The organism is Achromobacter sp. 1014246743 (assembly GCF_059760725.1).
Window position 1 is genome coordinate 22,829 of the sequence record NZ_JCBANA010000018.1, and the last position, 19,783, is coordinate 42,611.

The 19,783-nt window shown below is 69.8% G+C and carries 19 protein-coding genes; 1 reads left to right on the plus strand and 18 read right to left on the minus strand.

The window, feature by feature from the left end:
• Positions 1–10 precede the first annotated feature (10 nt).
• The 10 genes from AC6LJ2_RS09890 to AC6LJ2_RS09935 form a co-directional block, all read right to left on the minus strand.
• Positions 11–778 carry a DUF1295 domain-containing protein gene (locus AC6LJ2_RS09890; RefSeq protein WP_498151265.1) on the minus strand — a complete coding sequence of 256 codons (768 nt, stop codon included), beginning with the start codon at positions 776–778 and terminating at the stop codon, positions 11–13.
• Positions 775–1,287 carry a DUF2878 domain-containing protein gene (locus AC6LJ2_RS09895; RefSeq protein WP_498151266.1) on the minus strand — a complete coding sequence of 171 codons (513 nt, stop codon included), beginning with the start codon at positions 1,285–1,287 and terminating at the stop codon, positions 775–777. Before AC6LJ2_RS09895 ends, AC6LJ2_RS09890 begins: the two co-directional genes overlap by 4 nt.
• Positions 1,287–2,561 carry a class I SAM-dependent methyltransferase gene (locus tag AC6LJ2_RS09900; RefSeq protein ID WP_498151267.1) on the minus strand — a complete coding sequence of 425 codons (1,275 nt, stop codon included), beginning with the start codon at positions 2,559–2,561 and terminating at the stop codon, positions 1,287–1,289. The genes AC6LJ2_RS09895 and AC6LJ2_RS09900 overlap by 1 nt, the downstream gene beginning before the upstream one ends.
• Entirely contained in the window at positions 2,558–3,334 is a 777-nt protein-coding gene (locus AC6LJ2_RS09905) for a DUF1365 domain-containing protein (protein ID WP_498151268.1), read from the minus strand. Before AC6LJ2_RS09905 ends, AC6LJ2_RS09900 begins: the two co-directional genes overlap by 4 nt.
• The gene (locus AC6LJ2_RS09910; protein ID WP_498151269.1) at positions 3,331–4,596 is read right to left on the minus strand and encodes an NAD(P)/FAD-dependent oxidoreductase; all 1,266 of its coding nucleotides are present in this window, start codon (positions 4,594–4,596) and stop codon (positions 3,331–3,333) included. The genes AC6LJ2_RS09905 and AC6LJ2_RS09910 overlap by 4 nt, the downstream gene beginning before the upstream one ends.
• Positions 4,597–4,598: 2 nt before the next feature.
• Positions 4,599–5,531, minus strand: a complete 933-nt coding sequence (locus tag AC6LJ2_RS09915) for an acyl-CoA desaturase (protein ID WP_498151270.1) — start codon at positions 5,529–5,531, stop codon at positions 4,599–4,601.
• 82 nt (positions 5,532–5,613) lie between these two features.
• Positions 5,614–6,360, minus strand: a complete 747-nt coding sequence (locus AC6LJ2_RS09920; RefSeq protein ID WP_498151271.1) for a hypothetical protein — start codon at positions 6,358–6,360, stop codon at positions 5,614–5,616.
• Between the two features lie 2 nt (positions 6,361–6,362).
• Positions 6,363–7,259 carry an alpha/beta hydrolase gene (locus AC6LJ2_RS09925; protein WP_498151272.1) on the minus strand — a complete coding sequence of 299 codons (897 nt, stop codon included), beginning with the start codon at positions 7,257–7,259 and terminating at the stop codon, positions 6,363–6,365.
• A 59-nt stretch (positions 7,260–7,318) separates the two neighbouring features.
• A complete protein-coding gene (locus AC6LJ2_RS09930; RefSeq protein WP_498151273.1) occupies positions 7,319–7,990 on the minus strand; it encodes an anti-sigma factor in 672 nt (223 codons plus the stop codon).
• Entirely contained in the window at positions 7,987–8,532 is a 546-nt protein-coding gene (locus AC6LJ2_RS09935; protein WP_263909939.1) for an RNA polymerase sigma factor, read from the minus strand. The genes AC6LJ2_RS09930 and AC6LJ2_RS09935 overlap by 4 nt, the downstream gene beginning before the upstream one ends.
• A 313-nt stretch (positions 8,533–8,845) precedes the next feature.
• Here AC6LJ2_RS09935 and AC6LJ2_RS09940 point away from each other — a divergent pair, with 313 nt between their 5' ends.
• The gene (locus tag AC6LJ2_RS09940) at positions 8,846–9,811 is read left to right on the plus strand and encodes an SMP-30/gluconolactonase/LRE family protein (RefSeq protein ID WP_498151274.1); all 966 of its coding nucleotides are present in this window, start codon (positions 8,846–8,848) and stop codon (positions 9,809–9,811) included.
• Between the two features lie 37 nt (positions 9,812–9,848).
• Here AC6LJ2_RS09940 and AC6LJ2_RS09945 read toward each other — a convergent pair whose 3' ends face one another.
• From AC6LJ2_RS09945 to AC6LJ2_RS09980, 8 genes are all read right to left on the minus strand, one after another.
• Positions 9,849–11,930 (minus strand): DUF8189 domain-containing protein, encoded by a 2,082-nt coding sequence (locus tag AC6LJ2_RS09945; protein ID WP_445657451.1) that lies wholly within the window; start codon positions 11,928–11,930, stop codon positions 9,849–9,851.
• A gap of 125 nt (positions 11,931–12,055) precedes the next feature.
• Positions 12,056–13,189, minus strand: coding sequence for an acyltransferase family protein (locus AC6LJ2_RS09950; protein ID WP_498151275.1), 1,134 nt, complete (start codon positions 13,187–13,189; stop codon positions 12,056–12,058).
• Positions 13,190–13,198: 9 nt separating this feature from the next.
• Complete coding sequence (blaOXA, locus tag AC6LJ2_RS09955; protein ID WP_263909948.1) at positions 13,199–14,029, minus strand: class D beta-lactamase; 831 nt, start codon at positions 14,027–14,029, stop codon at positions 13,199–13,201.
• 35 nt (positions 14,030–14,064) lie between these two features.
• Complete coding sequence (locus AC6LJ2_RS09960) at positions 14,065–15,777, minus strand: M56 family metallopeptidase (RefSeq protein ID WP_498151276.1); 1,713 nt, start codon at positions 15,775–15,777, stop codon at positions 14,065–14,067.
• Positions 15,774–16,172 (minus strand): BlaI/MecI/CopY family transcriptional regulator, encoded by a 399-nt coding sequence (locus tag AC6LJ2_RS09965; RefSeq protein WP_498151277.1) that lies wholly within the window; start codon positions 16,170–16,172, stop codon positions 15,774–15,776. Before AC6LJ2_RS09965 ends, AC6LJ2_RS09960 begins: the two co-directional genes overlap by 4 nt.
• A 60-nt stretch (positions 16,173–16,232) precedes the next feature.
• Positions 16,233–17,120 (minus strand): ABC transporter permease, encoded by an 888-nt coding sequence (locus tag AC6LJ2_RS09970; RefSeq protein ID WP_445657447.1) that lies wholly within the window; start codon positions 17,118–17,120, stop codon positions 16,233–16,235.
• Positions 17,121–17,190: 70 nt separating this feature from the next.
• The gene (locus AC6LJ2_RS09975; protein WP_263909954.1) at positions 17,191–18,171 is read right to left on the minus strand and encodes an ABC transporter permease; all 981 of its coding nucleotides are present in this window, start codon (positions 18,169–18,171) and stop codon (positions 17,191–17,193) included.
• Positions 18,168–19,754 carry an ABC transporter substrate-binding protein gene (locus AC6LJ2_RS09980; protein ID WP_498151278.1) on the minus strand — a complete coding sequence of 529 codons (1,587 nt, stop codon included), beginning with the start codon at positions 19,752–19,754 and terminating at the stop codon, positions 18,168–18,170. The genes AC6LJ2_RS09975 and AC6LJ2_RS09980 overlap by 4 nt, the downstream gene beginning before the upstream one ends.
• Positions 19,755–19,783 lie beyond the last annotated feature (29 nt).

Sequence of the window (19,783 nt, forward strand, 5' to 3'; positions counted from 1 at the left end):
GCGAGCCTCGTCAGGATTTGGGAAACCACGGGAAGAAGGCCGAGGTGCGGCGCTGGTAATCGCGGTAGTCGTCGCCGCGCGTGCGCAGGGCCTGCTGCTCGGTGAAGGGAATGCCGCTGATCCAGCGCAGGAACACGAACATCAGCGCCGGGCCCAGCCACGCCAGCCAGGGCAGGGGCGAGCCCCAGGCCAGCGCCACGTAGCCGAACCAATGGCACCATTCGAAGAAATAGTTGGGGTGGCGCGAATAGCGCCACAGGCCGGCGCGGCAGGTCTGGCCGCGATGCGCGGGGTCGTCGCGAAAGCGGTCCAGCTGCCGGTCGGCGATGATTTCGCCGGTCAGCGCGGCCAGCCAGATCGCCACGCCCAGCGCAACCGCGCCGCCCTGCGCCGGGCTGACGCCCACCGCCAGGAAGGGCAGGCAGAACAGCATCACCAGGCCCGCCTGGAACATGAACAGGCCGAAGAACTTGCCCTGGTGGCCATGCCAGCGCTCGCGCAGGGCGCGATAGCGTCCGTCTTCTTCCTGGCGCACGCGGCGCCACAGATGCGACGCCAGGCGCAGCGACCAGACGCCTGCCATGATGGCCAGGCACGCCCGCGGCAAGGCGGCGCCCATGCCGGTGGCGGCGACGAGCACGGCGCTGGCGCCCATGCCCAGCGCCCAGACCACGTCGACGATGCCGGCGTTGGCATGACGGCGCTGCCAGCGCCAGGCCAGTGCCATCGCGACGATCATGCCGGCGGCAATCACCAGCCATTGGTGCCAGGGACTCATGTTGCCCCCCTTGTCCAGCGCCAGGCGCGGGTGGTCAGCGCGGGCAGGATCAGGCCCCAGCCCAGCGCCAGTGCGGCCACGGCACGCCAGGCGGGTGCGTCGAACTGCACGGCCTGCCAGCCGCGCGCCGCGCCCCAGTAGGCCAGGGGCCCGCCGAGGGCGCCGAACGCGCAGGCCAGCCAGGGGCGCGGGCGCAGGTAGGCCAGGGAATGGTTCAAGGTCAGGGCAAAGGCGGCCCACAGCGCCAGGATCCACAGCGGCGCAGGCCAGGCGCTGGCGGCATAGACCGACCAGCCCAGCGCCGACAGGCTGCCGTCCAGCAGGCAGCCGCACAGCAGCGCGGCCAGCGCCAGCTTCAGGTCGGCCTGCCAGGTGCGCGACCAGACCAGCTGCGCCGCCACGAACAGCAGCGCGGCCACCACGCCCGGCCAGGCCAGGCCGCGGCCAGCGCCGATGACGGCGCTGAACCAGACCGCCTGGTAACCGAGCAGGTTGGCCCAGAAGCGCATCACACGTCTCCCTGCACCCAGCGTTCACCGGCGCTGCGCGCGCCGGGATGCGTCAGCAGCAGGTGCGACACGCCGATGGAACGCTCGCGAAAGCCGCCTTCGCAGTAGGCCAGGTAGAACTCCCACAGGCGGCAAAAGCGCGCGTCAAAGCCCTGCACCCGCACTTCGGGCAGGTGCGCCAGGAAGCGTTCGCGCCAGGCCTGCAAGGTCAGGGCATAGGAATGGCCGAAGTCTTCCAGGTGCACCAGCGCCAGGTCGCAGGCGCGGGTCTTGGCGCGCAGCATGGCGTCGATGGACGGAATGAAGCTGCCCGGGAAGATGTGGCGCTTGATGAAATCCACCGAGCCCAGCGCCTGCTGGTAGCGGTGGTCTTCGATGGTGATGGCCTGGATCAGCGCGCGGCCCCGCGGGGTGAGCAGGCTGGCGACCTTGCCGAAGTAGGTCTCCAGATACTGCGCGCCGATGGCTTCGATCATTTCGATGGAGACCACCTTGTCGTACTGGCCCTGCAGGTCGCGATAGTCTTGCAGTACCACGCTGACGCGGTCTTGCAGGCCGGCGGCGCGCACGCGTTCGGTTGCCAGGTCGTGCTGCTCGCGCGAGATGGTGGCCGTGGTGACGTGGCAGCCGTAGTGGCGCGCGGCATGGATGGCAAAGCCGCCCCAGCCGCTGCCGATTTCCACCACGCGGTCGTCGGCCTGCAGGTCGAGCTTGCGGCAGATGACCTCCAGCTTGCGGCGCGAGGCCTCTTCCAGCGTGTCGTCAGGGTCCACCCACAGCGCCGAGGAATACATCAGGTCGGGCGACAGGAACAGCGAGAAGAAGTCGTTGCCCAGGTCGTAGTGGGCGGCGATGTTGCGGCGGCTGCCTTCGGGGGTATTGCGGTTGGCGGCGTGCCAGCGCTTGAGCGCCCAGCCGGCCAGCCGTGCCAGGCCCGATTCCATGGCGTCCAGCGTGTCGCGGTTGCGCACCAGCAGGCGCACCAGGCTGACCAGGTCATCGCACGTCCACATGCCGTCGCCAAAGGCTTCGCCGGCGCCCACGCTGCCTTGCGTGGCCACCAGCCGGTAGAAGGCCATGTCGCGGATGGTCAGGCGCACCACCGCCGAGCCCTGGCCCAGCGTGGCGCCGCCCAGGCTGTCTTCGATGGCCAGCCGGCCGCCGGTCAGTTGGGCGAGGCTGGCGAACAGGCGTTTGCGCAGCAGGCGGTCCAGTGCGCCGACGGGGCGGCTGGCCGCCACGGCGGCGTGTTCGGATGGCGTCATGGCTTTCATTGCGGTTCTCCGTTGGGCGTGCGGGGATGGTCGTGGATGGGGTTGCGCTTGAGCCACAGGCGCAGCGCCTGCCAATGGATGCCGCCGATCACTTGCAGCGTCATCAGCGGGAAGCGCCACAGCAGCCGTGCCAGCGCCGCGCCGTCCAGATCGCGGCGCTGCAAGGCCAGGTGGGCGTCGAACTGCACCTGGTCGTGGCGGCTGACGCGCATGTGCACCCGCAGGTCGTCGCCGGGCGGGCTGAAGCGCCAGTCGTAGGCGCAGTCCATCGGCATGAAGGGCGACACATGGAAGCGCTTGTCGAACCGCCAGGCCAGCGATGGGCCGTGGCGCTCGGCGGTGGCCGTCGGCAGCACGATGCAGTGGCGCTGCTTCCAGGGCGTGTTGGTGATTTCGGCCACGATGGCGGCCAGCGTCACGCCATCGGCTTCGAAGCAGTAGTAGAAGCTGACCGGGTTGAACACGTAGCCGGCATAGCGCGGATGCGCCAGCAGCCGGATCGGGCCGGTGGGCGCCTCGCCCAGGACGGTGCGCAAGCGGGCGCGCACGGCGTGGGCGAGGGGCAGGCCGGCATCGCCGTCCAGGTAGTCGCTGCGCCGCCATTCGGCCAGGTTGGGCCGTTGGGCCGACCACAGCCAGCGGTTCTCGAAGACCTGGTCGATTTCGTCCAGGTCCAGGTAGAGCTGCGCCATGCGGTAACTGAAGCCGTGCGCATGCGGCACGTGGCGCTGGTGCGTCACGCGGCCTTCATAGACGGCGCTGTGGCGATTCATGCCGCCACCCATGACAAGGGCGCGGCGCGCGACTGGATACCGCGTACGACGTCCAGCGCGCTGGCCACGCCGTCTTCATGGAAGCCCCAGCCCCAGTAGGCGCCGGCGTACCAGCAGCGATGCTGGCCGGAGATCTCGTCGCGTCGGGCCTGCGCGGCCACCGACGCCAGCGTGTAGACGGGATGGTGGTAGCGCATGCGGGCCAGCACGTGCGCCGGGTCGATGGCTTCGCTGCGATTGAGCGTCACGATGAACGGCAGGCGCGACGACAGCCCTTGCAGCAGGTTCATGCAATAGCTGACCGAGCAGGGCGCCGAGGGGTCCGCCGGCACGTAGGCGTTCCAGGCGGCCCAGGCCTTGCGGCGGCGCGGCAGCAGGCGTGCGTCCGTGTGCAGGACGACGTCGTTGTACTGGTAGGGAATCGCGCCCAGCACCGCTTGTTCGGCCGATGTCGGGTCCGCCAGCAGCCGCAAGGCCTGGTCGCTGTGGCAGGCGAAGATCACGTTGTCGTAGTGCGGCTGGCCATCGCGGGAAGTCACCGTCACGCCGCCGGCCTGGCGCGTCACCGCGTGCACCGGGCAGTTCAAGCGCACCCGCACGTTCCAGCGCTCGCGCAGCGCGCGGATATAGGTGCTTGATCCGCCCTGCACGACACGCCATTCGGGCCGTCGGTTGACCTGCAGCATCTGGTGGTTGGCCATGAACTGCACCAGGTAGCGCGCCGGAAATTCCAGGATGCGGGCCGCGGGCGCGGACCACAGCGCCGAGGCCATCGGGATCAGGTGGTCGGTGCGGAAGGCGTTGCCGTAGCGCTGCTGTTCCAGGTAGTCGCCCAGCGTGGGCCCGGGGTCATTGCTCGCCAGCAGCGCAGGCGCTTCGCGGTAAAAGCGCATCAGGTCGCGCACCATGCCCAGAAAGCGCGGCGACAGCAGATTGCGGCGCTGGCAGAACAGCGTGTCGAGCGTGGTGGCGTTGTATTCCAGCCCGTTGCCTTCTTTGTGCACCGAGAAGCTCATGGTGGTGGGCTGCGAGGCCACGCCCAGCTCGTCGAGCAGGGCCGTGAAGTGCGGATAGTTCATCGGGTTGTGCACGATGAAGCCGCTGTCCACGGCAAAGGACTGACCGTCCTGCTCGACCGCGTGGGTATGCGTGTGGCCGCCCAGGTAGTCGTTGGCCTCGTACAGGGTCACGTCGTGGTCGCGGCCCAGCTTCCAGGCGCAGACCAGCCCCGCGATGCCCGAACCGATGATGGCGATGCGCATCTTCACTCCTTGGCGCGCGCCAGCACCCAGGCCGGCACGGCTTTCAGGTCCCAGATCAGGCCGGTGGCCGCCAGGAGGCGCAGGCCATACCAGGTGATGTCGATTTCACGGGCGCGGAACCCCTGGCGGGCCGAGCCGGGATAGAAATGGTGGTTGTTGTGCCAGCCTTCGCCGAAGGTCAGCAGCGCCAGCCAGGCGTTGTTGCGGCTGTCGTCCGCGGTGTCGTAGCGGCGCTTGCCGTAGCGGTGTGCCAGCGAATTGATGGTGACCGTGGCGTGGAACAGCACCACCGTCGAGATGACGAAGCCCCACACCAGCATCTGCGGCCCGTTGGTGCCCAGGCCCGGCGCCGTGCGTTCGAGCAGGGCGCCCAGGCCGTAGCACAGCAGTGCCAGGGCGACGGGGACGGCGGCGTCGAAACGGTCCAGCCAGCGCAGTTCGGGAAAGCGGCGCAGGTCCGGCACGCGCGCCAGGTCGGTGGCGAAGGCGCGCGGCGTCAGGAACCAGCCCATGTGGCTCCACCAGAAGCCGTGCCGGGCGGGCGAATGCAGGTCCTGTTCGTCATCGGCGTGGCGGTGGTGGTGGCGATGGTGGGCCGCCCACCACAGCGGCCCGCGCTGGGCGCAAGAGGCGCCCAGGATGGCAAACACCAACTGCATGCCGCGCGACGTGCGGAAGGTGCGGTGCGAGAAATAGCGGTGGTAGAAGCCGGTCAGGGCAAACATGCGCACGGCATACAGCGCCGCGGCCACCGCCAGGGCCACCGGCGACACGCCGGTCCACAGCGCGCCCAGGCAACCCAGGTGCAGCAGCGCAAAGGGCAGGGCCCGGGTCCAGTCAATGCGGTCGGGATTGCCCGCGGGCACGCCCTGGGCCTGGGTGTCTACCCAGCGGCGTATCGAGGCGGTCCAGCCAGTGAATTCGGGGCGCATCATCGTGTCCTGTTCAAGCCTTGCCGGGATATACGGGCGGGGCGCCAAACCAGATGCATTGGTGTAAACCCTAGGTCGACTTGCCTTAGTCGCACCGGCCCGTCAACGGCGTGGCGGACGCGGCGTCCAGGTCCTGCCTGGTGGGCGCGGGCAGGATCGCTTCCGGCGGGAATTCGATGCGCACGGTCTGCGTGCCGCCGTTGCCGTCGCGCAGGTTGCTCACGCCTTCGAAGCGGCGCAGCCGGCGGCTGTCGCGGTCGTAGGTGACGCGCAGCGGCGGCGCGGCAAAGCCGTACCAGGCGTCCAGCCGCAGGCGGAAGGTGCGTTCGCGGGCGTCGGGCAGGTCGCGCGCCTGTACCTCCAGTGGCACCCAGGCCAGCCGGCTGGGCAGCAGGAACTGCAAGGGCGCGGTGGGCGCGTCCCAATGCTGGCGCAGCCAGGCGTCGAAGCCGGCGTCGATCACCGGGTCCGCCGCGGCCGGCAGCTTCTGGCTTTGCATGGCCGCCCCGGCACGGGCTTGCACATAGACGTAGCGCTCGCCATTGCGCAGGCTGGCGCCTTCGCGGTAGCCCTCGCGCTGGTCGAACAGCGCAAAGTCGGGGGCCGGGTCATCAAGGGCGCCGCGCACCCACTTGCGTGCGAAGGCCGCGCCGTCTGGGCAGCGGTACAGCACCAGCCGCTCTTGTTGCGTGTCGTCGCGCACCACCCAGTGTTCTTCGCGATAGCGTTCGGCGCCGCCATGCGGAGCGTAGGCGATGCCCACGTAGTGTTCGTTCTGGGCCGGGGCGGCGATGGGCGCCCCGATCAGCAGCAGTAGCAGCCAGGGACGCATCGTCATTCTCCTTGGGCGGTGCAGGGCGAGGCGACGAACGCGCTGACGTCATCCAGCACCGGTGCGCGCCAGCGCAGCGGGCGCGACAAGGCGCCGACCAGCAGCTTGTGGCCCAGGTCGGGGTATTCGATGAGATGGGCGCAGGCGCCGGCCGCGCGCAGGGCGAGCGCCAGGCTGGCGCTGTTGCGCTGCGGGTCGACCGTGCTGTCGGCGGCCCCGGCCAGCAGCAGGCCCGGTGGCGCGTCCGCGCTGACGTGATGGATCGGTTGCGAGTCGGTCGGCGTATCGGGAAACAGGAACACCGGCCGCACGTCGCGCGCGACGATGGGCAGGAAATCATACGGGCCGGCCAGTCCGATCCAGCCCGCCAGGGTGGCGGGCGCCGTGCCGGCCCCGCGCAGCCAGCGTGCATCCAGCGCCAGCATGGCGGCGATGTAGCCGCCTGCGCTGTGGCCGGCCACGAAGACCCGCCCGGGGTCGCCGCCATAGGCGCCGATGTGCTGCTGCGTCCAGGCCACCACTTGCGCGGCGTCCTGCAGAAACGCGGGGTAGCGGGCTTCGGGGTACAGGCGGTAGTCGGCGATCACGGCGACGATGCCGCGGGAAGCCAGCGCGTCGCCCGCAAAGCGGTAGTCGGCCCGCTCGCCGCTGCGCCAGCTGCCGCCGTAGAAGAACACCACCACCGGCGCGCGGGCGGCGTCCGGGGGCGCGTAGATATCCAGGCGCTGGCGCGGCAGCGCGCCGTAGGCCAGCCCGCGGGTGGCCTGGCTGGCGTCGTCCGGCACCGCGCCGTTCAGCAGAGTCAGGGGCGAGCAGGCGGCCAGCAAGGCCAGCGCCAGGCCGGCGACCAGCAGGATGTCAAAGAGGCCACGCGGGCCGGGACCGATCCAGGAAGACATGGGGTGCTCCGCAACGGGGACACCCCTCTATACGGGCCGAAGCCCGCACTGGATGCAGCTCAGATCTTCAGCACGTCGCCGCTCATGATGACGGGGCCGGTGGGTTTGCCACTGGGCGAGCCGCCGGGCGGTTCCAGCGTGATGGCCAGTTGCTGCACGCCCGCCAGGCCCTGCGCGCGCCGCAGCGCGGTCAGGCCTTCGGGCGACACCAGGCCGACCGACTGTGGCGCCTGGCCGGGCGGAATGGCCCAGAGTTCCAGGGCCTTGCCGCCCGCGCGGGTGGCCAGGTTCTGCAACGCATGGATGTGCAGGCCGCCGGCTTCGTCGGCGCGCACCACCAGCATGGCTTGCGCTTCGGGGCTTTGCAGTACGGCCATGAGCTGCGCCCGCGCGGCGCGGTCGACCTGCATGGGGTAGAAGACCACGCCGGCCACCAGCAGGGCGGCCAGTGCGCCGCTGGCCACGCGCCAGAATGCCAGGCCTTGCCACCACGGACCTGCACCCGGGCGCAGGCGGGACTGGATGGCGCGCCAGACGCGGGCGGGCGGCGTCCTGGCCGGCAGCGACCAGAGCAGGGGATAGATGTCGTTTTCCCACTCGCGCACCTGGCGGCGCAGGTTGGCATCGGCGGCCATCAACCCTTCGAAACGGCGGCGGGCGCCGCCACGCATGGCGCCGGCCACATAGTCGGCCGCCAGGCGGGAGCGCAATTGCGGATCGCGGTAGTTCATGACAGGCACCTCTTGAGCCGTTCCATGCCGCGGCGCACCCAGCTCTTGATCGTGCCCAGCGGCGTCTGCATGCGCTGGGCGATCTCGCTGTGGCTCAGGTCATCGAAGAAGGACAGCGCGATGGCGGCGCGTTGCTGCCCTTCGAGTTGCTTCAGGCAGTCGGCCAGCCGGCGGGCGTCCTGGTCGGTTTGCAGCCGTTCGAACGGGCCGGGGGCGTCGTCCGCCCACGCCAGCGTCAGTTCGCCGTCGGCGTCCGGGCGCTCCAGGTTCGGCCTGCGCAGCAGGTCGATACAGCGGTTGCGCACGATGCGGGTCATCCAGGTCATGACTTGGCTCTGTTCCGAAGCATAGCGGGAGGCATTGCGCCAGATATTGATGAAGCTGTCCTGGAGGACTTCCTCCGCCCAGTCGCTTCGTCGCAATATACGTACGGCAAGCGCAAACAGATGCGGGGACGTTTGGCGATAGAGTTCGGCCAGCGCGGATTCCTGGCCGCGCGCGCAATCCTGTATCAAAGCCTGCAGACGAAGCGGATCAGCCATGGCGGATATCCGGGGTCAGATAGGTGCAGCCGCATGAGGCGACGGGTAGGGGCGGGTGCCACGTGACGGGGTAGCCAGTGGCCCCCAAATAAAGTGGCCCCCAATAATACAGGCACTTGGCGGGCCCGCTGGCCCGGGCAACCGTCGGGTTTGTACGGGGCCGGCGCCGCGCGGAAACCGCTGCGAAGACGGAACTTCATGGCTGGCCTGGCGGTCGGATGCCAGGCGATCAGGTGGCTTGCGGCAAAGGGAAAGCGATGCGTCGCATCGCGGTGTGCGCGGCCAGGGTCGATCGCCTGTAAAGGACCTGAATATGCGGCTATCCGCGGCAGTCATCGCATTTTTCCTGGCATCGCCTGTTTCCGCGTGGGCGGACGAGGCGCCCGCCAACTCGGCGCTCGTGACGAGCGACACCTCGGCCAACAAGACGCCGCTGGACGTCGATGCCGCGGCCAGCGCGACGCCGGTGGCGGACGGTATCGGCTTTCCGGAAGGCACCGTGCTGGTGCAGGACACGCTGTACTTCGTCGACTACCAGGCCTCGACCGTCAATCGGCTGACGCCCTCCGGCCCGGCCGTCGTCGCCCGCTTGCCGGGCTGCGGCGCCAACGGCCTGGTGGCCACGCCCGACGCGCTGCTGGTCGCCTGCTACGACAGCGGCACGGTGCAGCAGATATCACGGGAAGGCGTGAAGCAGCGGACGTTCGAGCGTGGCTCGAAAGGCGAACCCTTCTACCGGCCCAACGACCTGGTCGCCGACGCCCGCGGCGGCGTGTACTTCACTGCGTCGGGCGACGATTCGTGGCTGGGCAAGGTGTTCTACCTGGCGCCGCAGGGCGGCGCACCGGTGGCCGTGGCCGACAACATCCGCAACGCCAACGGCATCGCCCTGTCGCCCGACGGCAGCATCCTGTACGTGGGCGAAAGCACCACCGACGGCATCCTGCGCTTTGACGTGCATCGGAACGGCACGCTGGAAGGGCGCGCGCGGTTCGCGGACCTGGACGCGCTGGCGCCTGGCGGGCAGGCCTATCGCCACACGCCGGACGGCATCCGCAGCGACGCCGGCGGCCACCTGTTCGTGGCGCTGTATAACGGCGGCGGCATGTGGGTGCTGGACGACCAGGGTGGATTGATGGCCAGTGTGGCGCTGCCGGGCGAACACCATTCCAACCTGGCGCTGTCGCGCGACCAGAAGACGGTGTACGCGACGGCGCTGTCGGGGGCGTCGGGCCGGATATACCAGCTGCCGAATCCGCTGGCAGGCAACGCACCCTGATTCGAAAACGGGGCGCCATGTCGATGCGCCCCTTGCGTCACTGCACCCGGGTCGGCGTCACCGTGCGCGAGGTCTGCGTCGGCATGCGTTCCTGCGTCAGCGTGCCCGGCTCGTGGGGAGACGGGCGCACCACCACGGTGTTGCCGGGCGGGTTGGCGCCCAGGTTGGGCAGGTCGGCCGGGCGCGCGGCGACCGCGGCGAAGGGGCCGCCGCCGGTGGCGGGCACGCCGTCCAGCGTCAGGGCGGTGGCCCACTGGCCGTCGCGCCGTGACAGCACCTGGTAGCGCTGCGGGCCGCCGGTGCTGCGGGCGACGATGTAGACCGTGCCGTCGATCAGGTGCATCGCGGGCGGCGAGGCGGCTTCGGCGTCCAGTTTGGCGGGCTTGCCGTGTTCGACCAGCCAGAGCGGGCCGTTGGCGCGTTCCAGGATGGCCAGCACCACATTGCCCTGCGCGTCGGCATCGATGGCGGGGCGGCCGATGTAGGGCACGCCCAGGTCGGTGGGCGCGCTCCAGTCCATGGTGAGGTCGGTGGTGTCGCCGGTTTCTTCCAGGCGCGTCAGGTGGTTGCCGGCGCGCTGGCGGAAATAGAGTTCGACGCGATGTTCGTGGTTGCGGATCGCGGCCAGGCCGCCGGCCGCTTCGGGGGCCGGCACGCGGCGCCAGTGTTGCCAGTCGGGGCGCTGGCCTTTGGCGGCGGGCAGTTGGCGCGTGTAGAACAGTTGGCCGGCGCCGGCCGACGCAAAGACGATGTAGCGGCCGTCGTCGCCGCGCACGACCGCGGGGGCGCCGGTGGCGCCATCCAGCGGCGGCAGTTCCTGCCAGGGGCTCCAGCTGCCGTCGATGCCGGTGGGCGCGATCCAGTGCAGCCGGCCGTCGTAACCCAACGCCACGGCGGCGGCTTCGCCGCGCGGTGCCACGGCCGGAATCTGCGTGACGCGGATGCCGGCCAGCGCCTGCCAGCCCTGCCAGGTGCCGTCATGGCGCTGCTTGTTGGCCCAGACGCCGCCCAGCGGGTCGCGCGCCATCAGGCCGGCGGTGCCGTCGGCGTGGGTGAATGACACCAGCGGCCCGCTGGTGCGCCCGCCCAGGCTTTGCCAGCGGTGTTGGCCGGCGTCCCAGCGGTTGACGGCGGCATTGGTCTCGCCCGCCGCAAACACGACCAGGCCGCCGCGCCCGTCCGGATAGATCTGCGGCGGCATGTCCTGGCGCGACACGTAGTAGGCGCGCTGGACCCAGGCGGCCGCGGGGCCGGCGGGTTCCTTGCAGCCGGTGGGGCCGGCGCAATAGTGATAGTCGTTCCAGGCGTAGTGCTGGAAGATCACCGACTTGCTGGCGATCTCGGCGTCGGCCAGGTTGGTGGCGCGTTCCTGGCTGGGGTAGTCGATGTAGCCGGTTTCGGCGTAGTTGCCGGGCACGCGCAGCATGGCCGCGCGCACCAGCCGCGCGCTGGCGATGTGGTCGGGGTGGCCGTGGCCGGCGCAGCGCCAGCACAGCTGGGTGTAGGGGACGGCGATGGTGTCGTCCAGGTGGCGCACGGTGGTGGGCGCGTACTGGCGGATCAGTTCGGCAAGCGTGTCGACCAGTTGTTCGCGGGTGTAGGTTTCCGGGTAGGGGCCGAGGGTGTCGACGCTTTGGCCAGGTTCGGATTCGGTGCGGCTGAGCGGCGTGAGGCTGCCCCAGCCCTTGCCGAGCCAGGGGTCCTTCAAGCGCATGTGCCAGAGCTGCACGCGCGGGTCGCCTTCCAGGGTGAAGCGGGCGATGCGGCGGCCGGCGACGATGCCGGTGTCTTCCTTCCATTGATCGGGCTTGCCGGCCATGTAGGCGTAGGCGGCGCGTACGCCGCGTTCGCGCCCCAGCATGTAGGTGTCGCCTTCGCCCGCGTCACTGGCGGTCAGGTAGACCACCCGCACGCAGCCGCCCGCCGCCACGTTCGAGGCGATGTCGGGGTTCATGAACAGCAGGTCGTCGTCCAGGTGGGCGACGAAGGCCAGGTCCTTGATGCCGTGGCATTGCGCCAGCGTGGGCGGCGCAGCAAGCGCGTGGGGGCTGATCAGGGCGGCCAGCGTGAAAAGCAGTATCCGGCCAAGGGGGCGCAACAGGTCCGGCAGTCGGGGCATGGCAAGGGGCAATTCTGGAAAAGAAGGGAAATAATGGTGTCGGATCGCGAGGGGCGAAGCCTGGCACCGTTATTTTTTGACCCTTATTTATAGCGGATATGACGCCTTGGCGTTCGTCATGGCCGTTACGTTTTTGTGCCTGAGGTAACGGCCGGTGCGCGCGCCATACCGAAAACCCGCCGCAAAGTCCGGTTCGCCGGGGTCGAATAGCAATGCGCGACGAGGGCGCCGATCACGCAGGACCCCAGCAGGTAGGCGCACAGCAAGGCCAGTCTGGCATCGCCGTGCATCAGGGCGGGCGGCCACGCCGTGCGCAGCAGGCCCAGCACGACCAGATGCAACAGGTAGATCTCGTAGCAATCGCGGCCGCAGCGCCCGAGCAGGCGCAGCGCAAACGCGGGGCGCGGCCGGTCGGTCGCCGGCCGCAGCAGCAGCACGGCCGTGCCCAGCGCCATCGCGCTGGCGCCCAACACGTTGCTGGCGCTGATCGGCCAGGCCAGGTAGAGCAGCAGCATGGCGATGCCGACCGCTGCGCGCACAAGCCCTCGTTGCAGGAAGGCGGGCGGATGCCGACGGGCCAGGACGGCGGCGACGCCACCAATGGCGATGGCGTCGAAGCAGGCCAGGTAGCCATACAGATAGGCCTCGCTGCCGTCCTGGTGCGCCAGGCGATAGAGCGGGCCGGCGATGATGAGCGCCGCCGCGAGCGCGCCGCGCATCCACGCGCGGCGCAGCAGCAGGCACGCCAGAGGGAAGAGCAGATAGAAGGCCAGTTCCACCGACAGCGACCACATCACGCCCAAGGCGTAGTTGAGCCACCCCTCGCGGATCACCAGCACGTTCATCCAGCCGGTCAGCGCGGCGAGATTGGTCGTCCACAACGACACGGCGGCGGCCGGCCGGTTGTCAAACAGCGCGACGCCCGCCAGCGCCAGGGCGTCCACCACGATCAACGTCAGCAGCAGCGTCGGCACGATGCGCGCCAGCCGCAGCCCGTAGAAGGGCGCGAGCCGCACGGCGTCCAGGCTGCCCCAGCGGTCCAGCGCGTTGCGCGTGACCAGAAAACCGGAAATGACGAAGAACATCGTCACCCCATAGTTGCCGTTGCGTGCGATGGCGTGCAGCAGCGGCCAGCCCAGCAGGCCGGCCAGCAGGGTGTCTTGCAGGGGATAGGCGATATTGAAGTGGTGCAGCAGCACCAGCAGGATCGACACGCCGCGCAGCGTGTCGATGCCGCCCTCGCGCGCATCGGTCAGCATGGGCGGGGCCTACTTCTGCGCCGCCGGGGCGCTCAGCCCCGGCCACTGGCGGATCAGTTCGTCGCGCGCCCGCAGGCCGGCGTTGGGCCGCGTGGCTTGCTCGTCCTGGATCAGGCGGGCGAACACGAGCTGGCGGCCGTCCTTGCGGGCCCAGCCGACGAACCAGCCGTAGGCGTTGGCGGGGGTGTAGACGCCGGCGTTGCCGGGCGACCCGGTGCCGGTCTTGCCGTAAAGGCGCCAGCCGTCGGCGCTGCCGGCCTCGAACAGGGTGTCGGCCAGTTCGTAGGCGGCGGGCTTGATGGGCAGTTGCCGATTGACGACCTGGCGCAGAAAGCCCAACTGCTCCAGCGGCGAGATGCGCAGCGACGAGATGATCCAGGCGCCTTGCAGGCCGTTGTGCTTGCCGGGTTCGCCCGACACGTCTTCATTGCCGTAGTGGAAGGCGGACGTGTACTGCTGGAAGCGCTGCGGTCCCAGGCGCTGCGCGACCTGCTGCGAATACCAGACCACGGAATAGGTGATCCAGCGCGCCGGGTCGGTGGGCTGGCGCCAGGCGTCGCCGCCCCAGTCGGGGTAGTCAGGCTGGTAGTCCAGCACGGGCGCGTGCGGGCCTTGCAGGATGCCGGCGTCCGCGCCCATCAGGGCGATGGCAAGCTTGAAGGTCGAGGCGGGCGTGTAGCGCGCGCCGCAGGCCTCGGGCGTGCCTTGCTGGAACACGATCTTGCCCGTGGCAGCATCGGCCACCACGGTGCAGAGTTCACGTGCCTGGGTTGGCGCGGTGGCCAAAGCCGTCAGGGAAAAGGCGACGCCCAGGGCGTGGCGGGAGAGTCGAACGGTCATGATCGATGCAGTCATCAGGGGAAAAAAGCGAACGCTCAGGCGGCAGGCGCGCGCCCATTGAGCAAGACCAGCGTCAGGTCGCGGTCGTCGATATGCAGTCGCATGGCCAGGCAGCGGCCCGCCTCGGTCGAGGCCCCGGTCTTGGACAGGCGAATGTCCCAGCCCCGCGCGCCGACCAGCGGATTGGTATTGCGGTAGTGCAGCGAGGCGCCGGCCGTGGCGACGGTCTCGGCCAGCGCGGTGGTGTCGCGGGCAATCTGCGGGTAGGCGGACGCGGCGGCCATGATCTTGCCGATGTCCACGGCGCTGGCGCGGTTGGCGCCCGACAGGCCGGTGGGTTCTTCCAGCGTCGTGTGTTGCAGGTGCAGTGCGGCGGTCTTGCGCTGCAAGGCGATTCTGAATGCGGTTTCGCCGCCCGGGTAGCTGCGCGCCAGCGCATGGGCGGCGCGGTTGTCGGAAGACATCAGCGCCAGTTTCAGCAGAGTGTCCAGCGTGGTGGCGGTGCCCACCGGCAGGGCCGAGGCGGATGCCGCGGTAGCCTGCGCGTCCTGTTCGTCGATCACGATGCGGCGGTCCAGGTCGGGCGCGGTGTCCAGCACGACCATGGCGGTCATCAGCTTGGTCAGCGACGCGATGGGCACGGCGTCGTTCTCGGCACGGCCGAGCAAGGTGGCGCCGGACGCGTCGTCCTGCAGCAGCACGTGCGTGGCACCGCTGGAGGCGATCAGGGCCTGGACGCCGGGTAGCTGGGCCAGGATGTGGCGGGCCTCGGTGGCCGTGGGCGCTTGACCGGGCCGGGCCGCTTGCAGCGCGGGCCAGGCAATGAACCCCGTCAGCGCCAGTGTCATCGCCAGGATGGGCCCGGCGGCCGTGCGCCGCGCGGGCACGCTGGCGGGCGCGGCCAGGCGGCGGATGCGGTCCAGCAGATCGCCGTCACGCGCGCCGGGGGCGACCGCCGCGGGTGGGCGGGGGGCGTCGCTCAACCCATGCAAGGCGCGGGCTAGCGTCAAGGGGCTGGGCAGCACCGAGGCGGCCATGGCGTCGGCAATGCGCTCGCGTTCGATGCGCAGGCGACGCGACAGCCACCATACCGAGGGGTGAAAGAACAGCAGCGCCTCGGCGGCGTGCTGCAGCAGGTTCACCAGGTAATCGTGGCGCCGTACGTGGGCGAGTTCATGCGCCAGCAGGGCTTCGAGCAGATCGGCCGGCATGCCGGTCACCAGCGTGGCGGGCATCAGCACCACGGGCTTGAGCCAGCCGGCGGTGACGGGCGTGGCCAGGTGATGCGCCACGCGCAGGCTGACGCCGCGCGCCAGGCCCAGGCGGCGCGACAGGTCGGCGGCGCGGGCCTGCCAGGCGGGGTCGGCCCACACCTGGCTGCGGCGCAATTGGCTGCGCAGCCAGCCGATGCCCAGCAAGACACGCACCGACGCGACGAGGCTGCCGATCAGCCAGGCCAGCGCCAGCCAGAGTGGCCACGTGGCCGCCGCCGGCGCGGCGAACGCCTGTGCGTGCGTGCCATTGCCCGCGGCCGGCAGCGCGCGCCAGGCTGCCGTCACGTCGACGGCCAGCATCGCCACGCAGGCGATCAGGCTGGCGCATAGCAGCGCGTAGCGCAGCCGATTGTCGCAGGGGCGGGCCAGCGCCAGCAGGCCCGCGGCGACGGCATGGATGCACAGGATCTTCCAGGCTACGGCCGGCAGGCTGCCGCCGATGGCCCAGGCCGTGTCAAGCAGGAACGCGTTCACGGCTTGTCTTTACGCAGCAAGGCTTCGATTTCGGCGCGGTCTTTCTTGCTGACGTGGCCGTCGCGCAGCGCCGCCAGCACCAGCGCCTTGCCCGAGCCGGCGAAGGCGCGGCGGATCAGGTCCTTGACCAGGCCGCCCTGCGTGGCGGCCTGGCTTTGCGCCGCCGCATAGACGTGGGAACGCTCGCTTTCGTCGCACGTCAGCAGGCCCTTGCCGTGCATGAGCTGCATCTGCCGCAGCACGTTGGCGTAGGTCAGGTCGTCGCGCTGAGCGGCCATGGCGGCGTGGACCTGCTTGACGGTGGCGGGGCCGGTTTCCCAGAGCGCGCGCAGCACGTCGAGTTCGGCGCTGGTGGGCTTGGCGTTGGCAGCGTTGGGTGGCATCGGAAACGACATAGACAAAGAATCCATCTAGAATAAATTTTCTAGAATGTTTTGTCTACTTCAGTTTCGGGCCTACCGGGATAGCCGGGGATTGAAGGCGTCGTTCAGCGCATCGCCCAGCAGGTTCAGCGACAGCACGGTCAGGATGATGGATACGCCCGGCAGCGCGGTCAGGTACCAGGCGGTGCGCAGCATTTCGCGGGCGCTGCCGATCATGCTGCCCCACGACACGGCGTTGGGGTCGCCCATGTTCATGAACGACAAGGCCGATTCCATCAGGATGGCGTTGGCGACCAGCACCGAGGTCGTCACGATGACGGGCGGCAGGGCGTTGGGCAGGATTTCGAGCAGGGCGATGCGCGCATGGCTGTAGCCCAGGCTGCGCGCGGCCTGCACGAATTCCGATTCGCGCAGGGTGCGGAATTCGGCGCGCACCAGCCGCGCGATCACGGGCCAGGACGCCACGCCGATGGACAGCGCGATCACCGCCACCGACGGCCGGGCGATGGCGACGATGACCACCACGAGCAGGAACGACGGAATGGTCTGCAGCAGTTCGGTGACGCGCATCAGCGCCACATCGACCCAGCCGCCGAAATAGCCCGCAGCCGAGCCGACCGCGATGCCGATGACCAGGCTGAGCAGCGCTGCGGTAAAGCCCACCGTCAGCGAGACCCGCGCGCCGTGCGCCAGGCCCGCGGCCACGTCGCGGCCCATGGTGTCTGTGCCCAGCCAGAAGCCGGGGTCCTGGCCGGGCCACAGGATGGGGGGGCCGACCATGTCGAGCGGGTCGTTCGGAAACACCCACGGGGCGGTCACCGCGGCCAGCAGGATCAACAGCAGCAGCACGCCGCCCGCAACCGCGGCAGGGTTGGCGAGCAGGCGGCCCAGGGCGCCGCGGCGGCGCCAGGGCAGTCGGGCGGGCGGGGCGCCCGGCGCGGATTCGATAGAAGCGGACATGAGGGAACTCAGGAAAGAAGCGGCGTCGTAGGACGGGACACAAGAGACCAGGGCAAGCAGCATGCGCCGTTCAGCGCGCGCGGATGCGCGGGTCCAGCACGGTCTGCAGCAGGTCGACCAGGATGTTGGCCACGATGACCAGCAGCGACGACAGCACCAGGATGCCCAGCAGCACGACGTAGTCGCGACCCATGACGGAGTCATAGGCCAGGCGGCCCAGGCCGGGCCAGCTGAACACGGTCTCGACCACCACCGCGCCGCCCAGCAACGTGCCGACGTTCAACCCCGCCACGGTGGTGACGGGAATGAGCGCGTTGCGCAGCACGTGGCGCAGCGCCACCGCGCGCGGCGTCAGGCCCTTGGCGTGGGCGGTGCGCACGAAGTCCTGGCGGTTGACTTCCAGCATCGAGGCGCGCGTGAGCCGCGCGAAGATGGCGACATAGAAGCTGGCCAGCGCCAGCGTCGGCAGCACCAGGTGGCGCGCCACGTCCAGCGCGTGCGCAAGACCCGTGGCGCCCGAGCCGATGGTGGACACGCCGCCCGGTGGCAGCCAGCCCAGCTTGACCGACAGCAGGATGATGGCCATCAGGCCCAGCCAGAAGCCGGGCGTGGAATACAGCAGCAGCGCGGCCAGCGACAAGGCCCGGTCCAGCCAGCGGCCGGCAACGCTGGCCATCAGCGCGCCCAGCGCGATGCCGGCGGCCAGGGCGCAGGCCAGTGCGCTGCCCATCAGCAGCACGGTGTTGCCCAGCCGGCTGAAGATCAGGTCCGACACCGGCAGGTTGTAGCGCGGCGACACCCCCAGGTTCAGCGTGGCCAGGTTGCGCAGGTAGTCGCCCAGCTGCTGCAGCACGGGCTGGTCCAGCCCGAAGTGCGTGCGCAGCGCCGCCATGCTGGCTTCGGTGGCCGAGCCGGACTCGGCCGCGATCACGTCGGCGGCATCGCCCGGCACGGCCTGCAGCAGGAAGAAGCTGAGCAGGACGACGCCGATGACCGTGGGCACGGCCTGCAGCAGCGAGCGTCCCAGGACGCGCAGGGTGCGTGCGCTCATGGTTGCAGGTAGACGTCGGCCAGGTTGGATTCCACGCCGTCGGCCGTCAGCGAGTGGTCGTGCACGCGCTGGTTGGCGATGGTGATGAATTCCGGCTGGTACAGGTTCAGGTCGGGCACCTCGCGGGCCACGATCTGCTGGAATTCCTTGAACAGCTGCACCCGGCGGGTCGGGTCGTTTTCGACGGCGGCCGCTTCCAGCAGTTCGTCCACCTTGGGGTTGTTGTAGTGCGTGCCGTTGGAGAAGGGCACCCCCTTGATGAAGTTCTTTGACCAGTACAGGCGCTGCACGCCCACGGTGGGGTCGAACAGGTTGCTGGCGCCGTTGGTGGTGAACGAGAAGTCGCGGTCGGTGTAGACGCGCTTGATGAAGGCCGACGCGTCCTGCGCGCGGACGGTCACGGCGATGCCGACGCGCGCCAGCGTGGTGCGCAGGTAGTCGGCCAGGCGCGGGCCGTCGGCGCCGATCGGGTTGTAGTCCAGCGTCACGCGGTAGCGCACGCCGTCGGCGCCCTTGGGGTAGCCGGCTTCGTCCAGCAGCGCGTTGGCGCGCTTCAGGTCGAAGGGGTAGGGCGTGACGGCCGGGTCGTTGTACGCCTTCAGGCCGGGCGCGATGGGCGAGTACGCCACCTGGCCGACGCCATAGTTCACGACCTTCAGGATGACGTTGCGGTCGACGGCGTGGGCCACGGCCTGGCGCACTTTCTCGTTCTTGAAGAACGGGTCGTCCAGGTTGAATTCCAGCCGCGTGACGTTGTAGGAATAGCTGTTGCCCTTGGTCTCGAAACGCAGCGTCGGCACGGCCTTCAGGCGCGCCAGGTCGGCCAGCGGAACCGGCGTGCGGTAGCCCAGGTCCGCCGTGCCGGTCTCGAAGGCGATGGCCGCGGCGGCGGGGTCGGCCACCACGCGCACGATCAGGCGGTCGATGTAGGGCTTGGGCTTATCCCAGTAGTCGGGGTTGCGCTCATACACGATGTGGCTGCCGCGCACCCATTCCTTGAACTTGTAGGGGCCGGTGCCGATCGGCGCCGACGTGGCCGGGTTGGTCAGCGGGTCGGTGCCTTGGTAGATGTGCTTGGGGACGATCGGCGTTTCGGTGGCGACGAAGGCGCGGATCAGGTAGGGCGCGGGCTTGGACAGGCGCAGCACCACGGTGTGGTCGTCGGGCGTTTCGATGGCAGTGACGTTGGCGAAGGTATTACGCCCGCGCGGGTGGATTTTCTTGAGCAGGTCGATCGAGAAGGCCACGTCGGCCGACGTGAACGGCTTGCCGTCATGCCACGTCACGCCCTGGCGCAGCGTGAAGGTGTAGACCGTGCCATCTGGGCTGATGGTCCAGGCGGTGGCCAGCTGCGGCTCGGGTTTCAGGTCGTAGTCGTATTTCAGCAGGCCTTCGGTGACCTTGGCGCTGACGCTGAGGATGGGCGTGGCGACGTTGCCCACGGTGACCAGCGCGGTGGGTTCGGACGGCAGCAGCAGGGTCAGCGTGCCGCCGCGAGTGGGCTCGGCGTGGGCGTAGGGCGCGGCGGCCAGCAGCAGGCCGGAGAGCAGCAGTTTCAGGAAGGGACGGCGTTGCGGTGTCATGGTCGTCGTGAAAGAGGAGGGGCGCCCGG

Excerpts from the sequence above, each read along its gene's own strand:
- AC6LJ2_RS09890 (WP_498151265.1), bottom strand. The coding sequence starts at position 778 with ATGAGTCCCTGGCACCAATGGCTGGTGATTGCCGCCGGCATGATCGTC.
- AC6LJ2_RS09895 (WP_498151266.1), bottom strand. The coding sequence starts at position 1,287 with ATGCGCTTCTGGGCCAACCTGCTCGGTTACCAGGCGGTCTGGTTCAGC.
- AC6LJ2_RS09900 (WP_498151267.1), bottom strand. The coding sequence starts at position 2,561 with ATGAAAGCCATGACGCCATCCGAACACGCCGCCGTGGCGGCCAGCCGC.
- AC6LJ2_RS09905 (WP_498151268.1), bottom strand. The coding sequence starts at position 3,334 with ATGAATCGCCACAGCGCCGTCTATGAAGGCCGCGTGACGCACCAGCGC.
- AC6LJ2_RS09910 (WP_498151269.1), bottom strand. The coding sequence starts at position 4,596 with ATGCGCATCGCCATCATCGGTTCGGGCATCGCGGGGCTGGTCTGCGCC.
- AC6LJ2_RS09915 (WP_498151270.1), bottom strand. The coding sequence starts at position 5,531 with ATGATGCGCCCCGAATTCACTGGCTGGACCGCCTCGATACGCCGCTGG.
- AC6LJ2_RS09920 (WP_498151271.1), bottom strand. The coding sequence starts at position 6,360 with ATGCGTCCCTGGCTGCTACTGCTGCTGATCGGGGCGCCCATCGCCGCC.
- AC6LJ2_RS09925 (WP_498151272.1), bottom strand. The coding sequence starts at position 7,259 with ATGTCTTCCTGGATCGGTCCCGGCCCGCGTGGCCTCTTTGACATCCTG.
- AC6LJ2_RS09930 (WP_498151273.1), bottom strand. The coding sequence starts at position 7,990 with ATGAACTACCGCGATCCGCAATTGCGCTCCCGCCTGGCGGCCGACTAT.
- AC6LJ2_RS09935 (WP_263909939.1), bottom strand. The coding sequence starts at position 8,532 with ATGGCTGATCCGCTTCGTCTGCAGGCTTTGATACAGGATTGCGCGCGC.
- AC6LJ2_RS09940 (WP_498151274.1), top strand. The coding sequence starts at position 8,846 with ATGCGGCTATCCGCGGCAGTCATCGCATTTTTCCTGGCATCGCCTGTT.
- AC6LJ2_RS09945 (WP_445657451.1), bottom strand. The coding sequence starts at position 11,930 with ATGCCCCGACTGCCGGACCTGTTGCGCCCCCTTGGCCGGATACTGCTT.
- AC6LJ2_RS09950 (WP_498151275.1), bottom strand. The coding sequence starts at position 13,189 with ATGCTGACCGATGCGCGCGAGGGCGGCATCGACACGCTGCGCGGCGTG.
- blaOXA (WP_263909948.1), bottom strand. The coding sequence starts at position 14,029 with ATGACCGTTCGACTCTCCCGCCACGCCCTGGGCGTCGCCTTTTCCCTG.
- AC6LJ2_RS09965 (WP_498151277.1), bottom strand. The coding sequence starts at position 16,172 with ATGTCGTTTCCGATGCCACCCAACGCTGCCAACGCCAAGCCCACCAGC.
- AC6LJ2_RS09970 (WP_445657447.1), bottom strand. The coding sequence starts at position 17,120 with ATGTCCGCTTCTATCGAATCCGCGCCGGGCGCCCCGCCCGCCCGACTG.
- AC6LJ2_RS09975 (WP_263909954.1), bottom strand. The coding sequence starts at position 18,171 with ATGAGCGCACGCACCCTGCGCGTCCTGGGACGCTCGCTGCTGCAGGCC.
- AC6LJ2_RS09980 (WP_498151278.1), bottom strand. The coding sequence starts at position 19,754 with ATGACACCGCAACGCCGTCCCTTCCTGAAACTGCTGCTCTCCGGCCTG.